Below are 10981 nucleotides of genomic sequence, written 5' to 3'. Positions count from 1 at the left end.
TTGGTGTTGGGGTGAATCTGCGCCGTACGGCCCGCTGGCTGGCGGGCGTGCGCCCACCACCACCCCGGAACCGCCTGACCCAGGTGCTCACGGGAGCCTAACATCGCCATGCGGCGACGGCGCTTCCCGCGCAACGATGACCCGAGCGGATCCTGGCGACCGTCAGGCGGCTGGCGTGACCAGCGGAGTGATGGGTTCAACCCAAACGTGTTCATGGGTTTCATTTCGTCGGCGTGCAGCACAAGGCGCTCCTGGTGAGTTTGCCAACAGTATCTTTGAAAAGTATTGGGTCTAGGGGAAGAGCCGAGCGTATCAGGAAGTGATGCACGGCTCTGAACGGTAGAGGGGCCTGCGAGCTCACAGGTCTGTCAGACCTGTGAGGTCACACGGGCATTGAAAACGTCCTTCTCACACGAGTAAATGCACACCAACCTGCGCTTCGGGCTATCTTTTTTATAGCGTACTTGCTCTTGTCTGGAAGGCGCACGATCCTATAGGAGCAAGGAAGGCCATGTCAGGTCAGGCAATAACTGAACTTCTGCTAGAGGATCTGCTTCATCTTGTAGCAACAGCATGTGAAGCACCTATAGTTATCATTGCGGTGATGGGCGGTGATCGTGAGTTTTTCAAATATCGGCGTGGGGTGCAAACCCGCTGGTTGCCTCGTGTCCATGCGTTCAGCTTGGAGATCATGCACCAGTACGGGGTGTTCCAGGTCGTTGATCTGACAGTTGATGCCGTTTTTCTCGCGCATCCGCTCGTTGTGGGTGCGCCATATGCCCGTTTTCTCGCGGGCGTTCCGCTCTTCAATCTCCAAGGAACCTCCATTGGTTCGCTCCTCGTCCTTGATCAGTATGCACGCACCTTGACTCCGCCGCAAGAGCAGATGCTTTGTAGTGCTAGTCGCCAGATCAGCAACTTACTTGAGCAAGAACACAAAGCCCTTGCTCGCACCATTCCGCGTCGGACGCAGCGTGACGTGCCGCAGGGTCGGCGTCAGGCGGCGATTGCGCAGTTAAACTGGCGCGCCTTGAGCAGCGAGTCGCTGGCGGATCTCTTTACGTGGACGGTGCGCCATGTGGCCCGGGCGCTTGATGTGACATGGTGTCGCATTGTTGAGGTGTTGCCTGCCACTGATCACGTCAAAGTGCATGCCTACCTGACTGATTCAAAAACGATTCAGCAGCGAACCTATGCCGCCTTAGATGAAGACCCCATGCTGGCCTATACCCTGCATCAACAGATGCCGACAGTGGTCAATGATTTGCAGGCAGAGGATCGTTTTGAGGGAGGTATCCTCGTTAGCTTGCACAATATGCGCAGTGGTATGTGCCTTCCGATAGCTTACAAAGGTCATACGTTTGGTGCGATTACCTTGTTGAGCAAACGCCGCCACACCTTTTCGCGGGCTGATCTTGCGTTTGTCCAGACGGTTGCCGAGGCCCTTTCAATGGTGATTGAACGGACGTGGCGTGATCGTACCTACGAGGTGGTAACCACGCTTTCGCGGACAATGCGGCGCGCTACGTCGCGGCAACATATGCTGAAACTCTGCCTTGATTATATGTATGTGCAGTTGAATAGTGTTGGCATTGCCTTATTGCTGCGCCATGAACAGGGGCTTGTCGTTGTCGCAGCACGTGGCATCTGGACAGCAAACCAGGGAGGGGTGCTTACCGATCCGTCAGCGTCTTCATTGCAGATCTTGCGTCAGGGTCAGGTCGTGCAGCGCAATGTGCCGTTCTCTCATCCTGATTTTGTCGCCTTGAATACCCCTCCTGCCGCAGGCTTGCTCGGCCTCCCGTTGCATATCCACGAGATGGCGCTTGGGGTGCTGTGGGTTGGCAGTGCGGAACCAATCACCGTGTACGAGACGCGGTTGATCGAGCGCATTGCCGATATCTTGACCAATGCGATCTATCGGGTCGACATGCACGACCATACGGTGCAGCTCTACCATGAACATGCCCAGCTTTCGGCAGAAGTCTTGCAGGCAAAACGTCATCTCGCCAATATTGTCGAGTCGGCGAGCGATCTGGTGATTGCAACTGATGGCGATGGTGAAATCGTGACCTGGAATCGTGCAGCCGAGCAAATCAGTGGCTATGCACGCGAAGCTGTGATCGGTCGCAATCTCGCCGAACTTTGTTCTGCTGACCAGCAACCTCAAATGCGTGAATTGCTTCAAATGTCTGGGGTTGGTCAATCTGTGCGTACTTGTGAAATAGATATCCTCGATCATCGTGATCAGTCCATTCCCATTGCGTGGCGCTTTTCACCCATCGAGCTTGAACCCGGTGTGGGGGCGGGTGTTGTTGCCGTTGGCCGCGATCTCACCGAGCATCGCAAGTTGCAGGCGCAGGTGTTTCAGTCCGCCAAGATGGCGTCGCTCGGTGTGATGGCGAGTGGGATTGGGCACGAATTGCGCAATCCGCTTGGCATTATCTCGGCAAATGCCCAACTTGCTCAGGATCATCTCGGCAATCCTTCCCTGCTTCAGCAATGCCTCCAGCAGATCCATCATGCGACGAGGCGTGCCGCCATTATTATTGATAGCCTGTTGACCTTTGCGCGGCCCAAAGCAGTTGAGGTTGAAGTCGCCGATGTGAAACGGGTGCTTGAGTCAACCTTGTTGATCATGGAGTATCAGTTGCGGATGCGGGGGATTGCGTTTCGATATGCGATTCCACCCGATCTGCCACCAGTTATTGGCAATGCTGCCCTCTTGCAACAGGTCGTGACCAACTTGATCCTCAATGCCTGCCAGGCGATGCCCGGGGGTGGTCTCTTGCAGATCGAGGCAACGTCTGAAGTCGATTGGGTCAGGTTTATCGTGCGTGATACCGGGGTGGGAATCATCCCTGAACACCTCTCTCGTATTTTTGATCCCTTCTTTACTCACTGGACGACAGGCCAGGGCACGGGCCTTGGTCTGGCGGTGAGCTATAGCATTATCCAGCAATGTGGCGGTGTGATTGAGGTGCAGAGTACGCCCGGAATGGGCACAACCTTTCTTGTCCGGTTACCCGTAGCTGAAGCAACCCTCCACCAGAACTGATAGCGCAACAGGAAGCAGGTTATGACGGCGAGTCGAATTCTTATAATTGATGACGAGCCTGATCTTGTCTGGGCTCTGAAACATACCCTTATGGATGAAGGCTATGATGTGATGACAGCCTTCAATGGGGTTGATGGCCTTGCGCTTGCGCAGTGTCATCAACCTGATTTGATCGTGCTTGATATCGTGATGCCCCAGATGGATGGGGTTCAGGTGTGTCTTGCCTTGCGCCGCCAGCTCGATCTTGCGGCGGTACCTATCCTCTTCCTCTCGCGGCGCAGTTCGATCGAGGATCGTATCAGTGGCCTCGATGGCGGTGCGGATGATTATCTCGTCAAGCCCTTTGATTTTGGTGAATTGAAGGCCCGCATCCGTGCCCTGCTCCGCCGTACTAGCCAAACTCAGCTCGCTCATGAACCAGAGCAGAGCGTGCTCGCCTATGAGGATTTGCACCTTGATGCGCATACCCGGATTGCCAACATTGGCTCGCGGGCGGTCATTCTGACCCCGTCTGAATTTGACCTGCTGCAGTATTTTTTGACCCATCAGGCTGAAGTCTGTTCGAGTGCACGGCTGTTGCAAGAGGTCTTTGGGTATCCGGTTGATCTGGCTGACCGGGGCCTGGTACGCTGGCACATCATGAACCTTCGCCACAAGATCGAGCTTGATCCCAATAACCCGCAGTACATCCGCACGGTACCGCGTCATGGCTACATCCTGGGCGGCATGGTCGAGACCAACGGTGACGACGACAAATTGCTGATACCCTAACGCATACCTAACACACAAGCACGCGCTGACGTAGTATGCTGAGTGCGTGGAATGTTTAAGCGCGAAAGGGGGTGAATGTAACATGGCAATCGAGAAGATGAACGCATCTAGTAGCCTGGCCGAAGTCATTGACCGTATCCTTGATAAGGGTATTGTTGTTGACGCATGGGTTCGCGTATCGCTTGTCGGCATTGAGTTGCTGGCAATTGAGGCTCGCGTGGTCGTCGCCGGTGTGGATACCTATCTGAAGTATGCCGAGGCCGTGGGCCTGACCGCCGCCGCCACTGCTTAGGGCTTTTTCGTACTTTCTTCTTTCGTCTCTTCATTGATATAGGAGTACTACCATGGCAATCGAGAAGATGAACGCATCCAGCAGCCTTGCCGAAGTTATTGACCGCATTCTCGACAAGGGCATCGTCGTTGACGCATGGGTTCGCGTATCGCTGGTTGGTATTGAACTGCTGGCGATTGAGGCTCGTGTGGTCGTCGCTGGTGTGGACACCTATCTGAAATATGCTGAGGCCGTGGGCCTGACCGCCGCTGCTACTGCCTAACGGCTTGTTCTGTGTCGGGTAGCGTGTGGCTGTTAGATAAATAGTGGGGAGCATGGTCATCCATATGTGGCACGCCGCGCTCCCCGTTATGCTGGCTACCATACTTTTGCTGGCTCGATAAGCAATCGGAGGTTCCAATGTCACTATCCGAAGATATGAGCCGTCTCACCGCTGAAATGCGGGCGGCGTACGACAGTCGGGTAGCGGCGGTCGGTGCCCTGCAGAAAGAGACCGAGGCTCAACTTGCTGCGACGCGCCAAGCTCATCTGGAGATGGCAACTGCGCAGCGGCAAGAGTTAGAGGCATTCAATGCAGCACTTGAAAAAGATGTTGCCGAGATGCTTGGTGGGTTTGATGCCGCGCATAAGGCGATGAGTGCAGAACAGCAGCAGAAACTTGATGAGTTTACTGGTAATCTGCGCAAAGATGTTGCTGACTTTTTGAAGACCTGTGATAACGAGCGACAGTCAATGTCGCAGGATCAGCGTCAGCGGCTCGATGCTTTCATGGCCGATCTGCGTGAACGGACTCAAACGTTCATTGCTGACGCAAACGCGGCGAGGATGGAAGTGCGTGCTGATCATCTTGCCTCCAAGGAAGCTTGGGCGCAATTCAATCAGGATATGGAGAAACGCCGAGGGTAACTTCGGCGGTAAACTTCCCTTCGCTACTAGTTATGTTCGGTCAATACACCATAGCAGCCGAAACGTTGTTCGCCTTTAGCCTTGACTTGAGAGCATAGTCTCTGGCGGGTCATCTTCGATCATTTGATCGACGTCGCGCTGTCGAACAAGGTGTATCTCTGGTCGTACCAGGCGCGGTCAGGCGCCACGCCGGTAACGGGGGGTCGCTGGGTGACACCAGTGGCCCCTCGGATCACCGCTTTTGTTCGCTTTGCTACGTCATCTCGCCTGGGACGTTTGGTTGGGCACATGAAGAGATGCGTTGAAGGGTCGGTTCGCCGCACTTTTTTTTGGGAGGCTCATCTGCTAGATGGTCTGCACTGCGAACTAGCATAGAGAGTGACCTATGTATTTTGGACAGCGACGTATTCGTTCGGCCGGTCGGACAAGCGGGAGTGTGGAGGTGACGTTGCCACCGCAGTTGCAGGCGCTGCAAGAGATCGAGTGCCGCCTGATGCTCCGCGATGGGGCGACGCCAGAAATTATCATCCAACCCGACCTTTCGGTTGCGTATAACCTGTTGCAGAAACTCTGGTCGCTGGTTGGTGCAGCCCTGGCCGAGATTGATGAGGTTGGTGATTTTGATGCGTCTGAGTTTACGCTGGCCTTGATGCCGCCGTCGCATTGGCAACGCCGCCCCCCGCTGGCCTATGTTGATGCGTTGGTGGTGTTGCGCCAGGGCGCTTCTGGGGGTGGAACCGAGGCGTTGGCTCGCCTGGTGGCCTGCATGTCAATTGTGGCGGCCTATCGCCTCGGTTTGTCCGAGCCACTGGCGCTCGCGTTTGGCGATGTGGTGGCCTATCTCGTGCTTGGCGTGGCGACTCAGTCGGGCCTGGAGTATGAACGGGGCCTGGCGCAACAACTCTATGGCTCACGTGATGCTGCGGGGAAGGTGGCGCTTGATCCGGGGGCCTGGACGCGCTCGGCCTCGGGCTTGCGTCGGGTCTGGGAACAGTTTGAAGTCTGGCATGCTGATCCCTCTAGTTATACCTCGGCGCGGCAGCGCTGGTATCTTGCGCTTAATCTTGAACTCGGAAGTGCCCACACTGCCGTGGGGTCGCCGACAATGCGGTAATTTGGCAGCACCCACATGGCGCTGCACTTGACCCTGATCAGGTAAGGAGAAACAGGAGCAATGTCCACTGCTACGAATACTGGTAACCGAACCAAGGCTTTTATTTCACTGCAATCCAGTGTTGATTTTGTGGTGACGAGTACGACTTCGCAGGTGATGGATCGGGCGTCGGCCTATCTGAGCGCTGGCTTTCCCGTCCATTTGCGTGGCCCGGCCGGTACCGGTAAAACGACGCTGGCGTTGCATATTGCGGCACAGTTTCAGCGCCCGGTGATGTTGATTGTTGGTGATGAGCAGTTTACGTCTTCTGACCTCGTTGGTGAGCAGAATGGCTATCGCTACCGCCGTGTGGTGGATCGCTATATCCATTCGGTCGTGAAGTATGAAGAAGATGCGGTGCAGCAGTGGGTTGATAATCGCCTCACGACCGCTTGTCGCGAGGGCTTTACGCTCGTTTATGATGAGTTTACCCGCTCGCGCCCCGAGGCCAATAATGTGTTGCTTGCGGTGCTCGAAGAGCGCCTGCTTGTCTTGCCGACGTCAACCGGACGCAATTCGTATCTCAAGGTGCATCCCGAGTTTCGGGCGATCTTTACCAGTAATCCCCAGGAGTATGCCGGGGTTCACGAGTTGCCCGATGCGCTCAGTGATCGCTTGATCACGATTGATCTCGATTATTATGATCGCGAGACCGAGGTCACGATTACGCAGTCTAATTCGGGCTTGCCCCTCGATGAGGCCGCTCGTGTGGTTGATCTTGTGCGCGAATTCCGTTCTTCGGGTGAATATGACCAGGCACCTACGCTGCGGGCGTGCATTATGATTGCCCGGGTGACGGCGTTGCAGGGTCTGTTGCCTTCCGGTGGCGATCCGCGCTTTGCCCAGATCTGTCTTGATATTCTTGAGTCCAAGATGGATTTTAGTATCAAGAACCGGGCCCGCCGGATGAATCAGCGCAAGATGTTGCTCCAGTTGATTGAACATCATGCGACTCGTGCGATGCCTGAACCGACAGGACTTTAGAGCGAAAGGGCGCTGACTATGAAGACCCGGAAGATCCGTGGTATGCGTGATGTGATGACGTCGCGTGGCTCGGGGGGGCGTTCGGTACCGCCGACGCGTGAAAAGATCTTGGCGGAACAGGCGCGCCTCGAACATAAGCGGGCGATGCTTGAGCGTGAACTGGCGATGTGGTCGGAAAATCAGCGCCAGACGGCTGAACGCTTGCAAGAGGTGCTCGATCGGCTTGAAGTGCTGATGGAAGCGACTGCCCCAGTTCCAACCTCCGAAACTGAGGTCAAAGCGTCGCGGCCAAATCGGAAGCGTGCCGCTCAGGATGATGAATCTGATGATGATTTTTCGACTGAATGGCATGCGATTGTACTTGAATATTAATAAAGGAGAAGAGCTGTGAGTGACAAGAAACAACCACAGATCAACCTTGATCTGGGTCTCGGTGGACTCTTTAAGGGTCTTGGTGATCTACTCGATGCGGTCTCGGATCTGGCTTCCAACGATAAGCTCGAGATTAATCAGAGTGGTGAGTTTGAGGTGAAGGGGCTCGGCGAAAAGGGCCGTGGTGTTTATGGCGTGAGTATCCGCACGGCGAGTGATGGTTCGCCGCGGGTGCAGCGCTTTGGCAATATTCGCAAGACCGAGGCTGGACCCGAGGTGGCGGATGTGCGTGAGCCGCTGGTGGATGTCTTTGATGAGAGCGAAGAGATCGTGATTGTCGCCGAGTTGCCCGGGGTCAGCGAGGCCCAGATTCAGGTTGAACTCAAGGACGATATTGTGAGTATCGAGACCAATGGTGAGCGCCGTTATGCCAAAGAGATTTTGCTCTCGGCGGCGGTGGAGGCTGCATCGCTCAAGCAGAGCTACAACAATGGCATTCTCGAACTGCGGTTGATGAAAGCAGCGTAACGATGGGTCGCGGCGTCAAACACGTTCAGATGCACTGGATCGGGTCGACCGAGTTACGGGTCGTCTCAGATATTGACGAAGGGGTCAGCCCGATTGTCCAGGCCGAAGAGATGGTCATCCGGCGCTATATGCAGCACGTGACGTGGCCTCATCGGCGGGTGCAACTGTTTGTGTTACAAGATCTCAGCCCGTTGACGCGGCAACTCGATCTCACGTTGGCGTCGGTGCCTGGTGGCACGACGATGCTTGCAAGTCGGCCAGTGATCAATCTCTATGATCTGGCCCATCCAGAGCGCTGCACTGTCTTTGTCAATCAGCAGGCGATGGAACTGGCCGGCTATTGGGATGATCTGCTGGCTGTGCAGGGGTTGCTTGCCCACGAGCATGCGCATCCGTTGGCCGAAAATATGACCACGCATGCATCGCGGTCGTTGTGTACCAAGCTGGCCTTCAAACCAACTAGTTCTGGTGATGGTCTTCCACAGGCGAGTCGCCTCGAGATGCTTTTGAGCGAACTGCTTGAACGGTTGGTGATCAGTGCGCCCCGTGAGCTCTTTACCAATCAGTTGACGCTTGAAACCGGCTTTGATCAGGCGCTCTTGCACCTCAATCGGCGCAACGTTGCCAATGCTGGCCGTAGCCTAGCTGGGCGGGCGCAGCTACGCAACTTGCTCGAGCAAGATGTTGCTAGTGGCAATCGTAGTGAGCGGGTCGTTGGTCAGATCTTGCTCGGGGGCGATCTCGAGAGCCACCTTGTGCTGGCGATGGAAATCGCTCCCTTTGTGCGCGCCGGCCATGACCATGCCGCCCGTGAATTGTTACGTGTGCTCGAACGTGAAATCTTCCCTCAGCTTGAACCGCAGGTGGCACCAGCGTTTGCCGCGATTAATCGGCTCTATATCGACCTGGCACCTGATCTCTCGGTCGAAGCGCTCGTTGCGTGGGGGCAGCAGGTGACTGCGCACCTTGTTACTGCGCTGGCTGAACACGAGCTTCTGGTCGAAGCGACGGTTGAATCTCGATATGAATCTGGTGCGTAAAGGTTAACCATCTTAACTTGCGGAGGAGAAAGTCTCATGCCCGCTCCAAACATCGAAATTGGCGAATACCTCTACTGCATCATTCGCAGTTCGACGCCGCTGACCTTTCAATCACGTGGCATCGGGGGCCAGGATGCCCTGGTGCATGCGCTTGTGTATAAGGATCTTGCTGCCGTGGTGAGTAGTTCGCCAATTGTTGAGTACGATAGCACCCGCCGCAATATGCTTGCGCATACGACGGTGCTGGAAGAGGTGATGAATACGCACACCATTCTTCCGGTACGGTTTGGCATTGTTGCGCCGAATGCCGAGGCGGTTGTTGAGCAGATGCTCAAGCGTCGTTACGACGAGCTTGATCAATTGATGCGCAAAATGGATGGGTGTGTTGAACTGGGCTTGAAAGCCTTCTGGTATGAAGAAGTCGTCTATCGTGAGATTGTGGAGGCAAGTCCTGCTATTCGCCAGTTGCGCGATAGCCTGGTGGGCAAGTCACCTGAAGAGACCTACTACCAGCGGATCAAGCTTGGCGAACTGGTCGAGTCAGCGATGAAACGCAAACGTGAAGAAGACGCGCACTATATTCTGCAGAACATCGAGCCGCTGGTGCTGGAAACCCGGAATAACATGGTCATCACCGAGCGGATGGTGCTCAATGCGGCGTTCCTGGTCAGGAAAGAGCGCGAGAACGAGGTTGATCAGATCGTCCAGGAGTTGGATCAAGAGATGGGCAAGCGCATGATGTTCAAATACGTGGGTAGTGCGCCGCCCTATAACTTTGTCAATATTGTTGTCCGTTGGGATAGTTAGGATCAAACCTCCCGCCAGAGGGGTGGTGGAACCAGAGAGGAGCTAGGCGTGGGTATCTTGACTGACCTGCTGCTGTTGCCGGTGACAGCCCCCATCAATGGCACCATCTGGATCGCCGAGAAACTGCTCGAGCAGGCTGAAGGCGAGATCTATGACGAAGGCAAGGTTCGTGGGCAGTTGATGGAAATGGAATTGAAACTCGACCTTGGTGAAATTACCGAGGATGAATATATGGAAGCCGAGGATTATTTGCTCGCGCGGATCAAAGAGATCCGCGAGTACAATGCCTCGAAGGCGCAGCAGTGATTGGTCGTTCTGAGTTCCATGGTTGTGAGCGAAGCAAGGAGGCTTTCGATGCCAATGAACGTAGGTGAGATTGCAATGCGGGCCAGGGATCAACTGATTGGCCTGACGGGTTTGCAGGCAGGGACGGTTTCGAGCCTGGCACATAGAGAAGATGGCTGGCACATCGTCGTTGATATGATTGAGCTCAAACGCATTCCCGAGTCGAGCGACATTCTCGCGACCTACGAGGTGGTGCTCGATGAGAAGGGCAATCTGATGAGCTATGAGCGTACCCAGCGCTATTATCGTGGGCAAGTTGAGGGCAAAGTACAATAAACGTGCGCTGCAATGAGCCTGTCGGTGCTCGTTGTGAGATGACGGGCTTCGTTGCAGCGTGCTACTCAGTCAGGTGCCCTGAAGTAGAGGCGGGCTTTGTTTCAGGTTGCCTGCGAGAGGATAGGAAGTTATGGCCGCTAATCAGTTGCAGCACTCGGTGCAGTCAACCAATCTGGCTGACATTCTTGAGCGTGTGCTTGATCGGGGCATCGTTATCGCCGGTGATATTACGATTTCACTCGTTGGTGTCGAATTGCTCTCGATTAAGATTCGCCTGCTTGTTGCCTCAGTGGATAAAGCAATGGAGATGGGGATCAACTGGTGGGAAAATGATCCTTATTTGACCACCAAAGCACGTGAGCTTACAGATGAGAATAAAGCTCTTCAAGAGCGTATTGAACGTCTTGAGGCGCAGGTATCGGTCAGGCAGTAGCCTGGTTGAGGAACGG

General features: G+C 55.1%; 15 protein-coding genes. 14 read left to right on the top strand and 1 reads right to left on the bottom strand.

What is annotated here, in order from left to right:
- The coding region (locus EKD05_RS17175) for a hypothetical protein (protein ID WP_165360778.1) at positions 1-215 on the bottom strand (215 nt) is incomplete at its 3' end.
- A gap of 296 nt (positions 216-511) precedes the next feature.
- Here EKD05_RS17175 and EKD05_RS17170 point away from each other — a divergent pair.
- The 14 genes from EKD05_RS17170 to EKD05_RS17105 all read left to right on the top strand — a co-directional run bounded on the left by EKD05_RS17170 (position 512) and on the right by EKD05_RS17105 (position 10965).
- Entirely contained in the window at positions 512-3058 is a 2547-nt protein-coding gene (locus EKD05_RS17170) for an ATP-binding protein (RefSeq protein ID WP_129674955.1), read from the top strand.
- A gap of 21 nt (positions 3059-3079) precedes the next feature.
- On the top strand, positions 3080-3829 hold the full coding sequence (locus EKD05_RS17165; RefSeq protein WP_129674953.1) for a response regulator transcription factor: 750 nt from the start codon (positions 3080-3082) through the stop codon (positions 3827-3829).
- A gap of 82 nt (positions 3830-3911) precedes the next feature.
- Positions 3912-4121, top strand: coding sequence for a gas vesicle structural protein GvpA (gene gvpA / locus EKD05_RS17160; RefSeq protein ID WP_097650585.1), 210 nt, complete (start codon positions 3912-3914; stop codon positions 4119-4121).
- 52 nt (positions 4122-4173) lie between these two features.
- Positions 4174-4383: a gas vesicle structural protein GvpA gene (gene gvpA, locus EKD05_RS17155; protein ID WP_097650585.1), complete on the top strand. Its 210-nt coding sequence runs from the start codon at positions 4174-4176 to the stop codon at positions 4381-4383.
- Between the two features lie 137 nt (positions 4384-4520).
- Complete coding sequence (locus EKD05_RS17150) at positions 4521-5027, top strand: hypothetical protein (RefSeq protein WP_129674951.1); 507 nt, start codon at positions 4521-4523, stop codon at positions 5025-5027.
- A gap of 385 nt (positions 5028-5412) precedes the next feature.
- Complete coding sequence (locus EKD05_RS17145; protein ID WP_129674949.1) at positions 5413-6141, top strand: hypothetical protein; 729 nt, start codon at positions 5413-5415, stop codon at positions 6139-6141.
- A gap of 60 nt (positions 6142-6201) precedes the next feature.
- A complete protein-coding gene (gene gvpN, locus EKD05_RS17140) occupies positions 6202-7164 on the top strand; it encodes a gas vesicle protein GvpN (protein WP_129674947.1) in 963 nt (320 codons plus the stop codon).
- A gap of 18 nt (positions 7165-7182) precedes the next feature.
- Entirely contained in the window at positions 7183-7536 is a 354-nt protein-coding gene (locus EKD05_RS17135; protein ID WP_129674945.1) for a hypothetical protein, read from the top strand.
- A 15-nt stretch (positions 7537-7551) separates the two neighbouring features.
- Complete coding sequence (gene hsp20, locus EKD05_RS17130; RefSeq protein ID WP_129674943.1) at positions 7552-8064, top strand: archaeal heat shock protein Hsp20; 513 nt, start codon at positions 7552-7554, stop codon at positions 8062-8064.
- 2 nt (positions 8065-8066) lie between these two features.
- Positions 8067-9104, top strand: a complete 1038-nt coding sequence (locus EKD05_RS17125; protein WP_129674941.1) for a hypothetical protein — start codon at positions 8067-8069, stop codon at positions 9102-9104.
- 36 nt (positions 9105-9140) lie between these two features.
- Positions 9141-9911 carry a GvpL/GvpF family gas vesicle protein gene (locus EKD05_RS17120; RefSeq protein WP_129674939.1) on the top strand — a complete coding sequence of 257 codons (771 nt, stop codon included), beginning with the start codon at positions 9141-9143 and terminating at the stop codon, positions 9909-9911.
- A gap of 48 nt (positions 9912-9959) precedes the next feature.
- The gene (locus tag EKD05_RS17115) at positions 9960-10217 is read left to right on the top strand and encodes a gas vesicle protein GvpG (RefSeq protein ID WP_129674937.1); all 258 of its coding nucleotides are present in this window, start codon (positions 9960-9962) and stop codon (positions 10215-10217) included.
- 48 nt (positions 10218-10265) lie between these two features.
- Positions 10266-10532 (top strand): gas vesicle protein, encoded by a 267-nt coding sequence (locus tag EKD05_RS17110; protein WP_165360777.1) that lies wholly within the window; start codon positions 10266-10268, stop codon positions 10530-10532.
- 130 nt (positions 10533-10662) lie between these two features.
- On the top strand, positions 10663-10965 hold the full coding sequence (locus EKD05_RS17105; protein ID WP_129674933.1) for a gas vesicle protein: 303 nt from the start codon (positions 10663-10665) through the stop codon (positions 10963-10965).
- The last annotated feature ends 16 nt before the right edge of the window (positions 10966-10981 follow it).

This window comes from Candidatus Chloroploca sp. Khr17 (assembly GCF_004138165.1).
Lineage (GTDB): Bacteria > Chloroflexota > Chloroflexia > Chloroflexales > Chloroflexaceae > Chloroploca.
The sequence above is the reverse complement of the archived record's forward strand: the minus strand, read 5'-3'. Positions and strand labels throughout refer to the sequence as shown.

Coding starts and splice junctions, on each gene's coding strand:
- EKD05_RS17170 (WP_129674955.1), top strand. CDS start 512: ATGTCAGGTCAGGCAATAACTGAACTTCTGCTAGAGGATCTGCTTCAT.
- EKD05_RS17165 (WP_129674953.1), top strand. CDS start 3,080: ATGACGGCGAGTCGAATTCTTATAATTGATGACGAGCCTGATCTTGTC.
- gvpA (WP_097650585.1), top strand. CDS start 3,912: ATGGCAATCGAGAAGATGAACGCATCTAGTAGCCTGGCCGAAGTCATT.
- gvpA (WP_097650585.1), top strand. CDS start 4,174: ATGGCAATCGAGAAGATGAACGCATCCAGCAGCCTTGCCGAAGTTATT.
- EKD05_RS17150 (WP_129674951.1), top strand. CDS start 4,521: ATGTCACTATCCGAAGATATGAGCCGTCTCACCGCTGAAATGCGGGCG.
- EKD05_RS17145 (WP_129674949.1), top strand. CDS start 5,413: ATGTATTTTGGACAGCGACGTATTCGTTCGGCCGGTCGGACAAGCGGG.
- gvpN (WP_129674947.1), top strand. CDS start 6,202: ATGTCCACTGCTACGAATACTGGTAACCGAACCAAGGCTTTTATTTCA.
- EKD05_RS17135 (WP_129674945.1), top strand. CDS start 7,183: ATGAAGACCCGGAAGATCCGTGGTATGCGTGATGTGATGACGTCGCGT.
- EKD05_RS17125 (WP_129674941.1), top strand. CDS start 8,067: ATGGGTCGCGGCGTCAAACACGTTCAGATGCACTGGATCGGGTCGACC.
- EKD05_RS17120 (WP_129674939.1), top strand. CDS start 9,141: ATGCCCGCTCCAAACATCGAAATTGGCGAATACCTCTACTGCATCATT.
- EKD05_RS17110 (WP_165360777.1), top strand. CDS start 10,266: ATGCCAATGAACGTAGGTGAGATTGCAATGCGGGCCAGGGATCAACTG.
- EKD05_RS17105 (WP_129674933.1), top strand. CDS start 10,663: ATGGCCGCTAATCAGTTGCAGCACTCGGTGCAGTCAACCAATCTGGCT.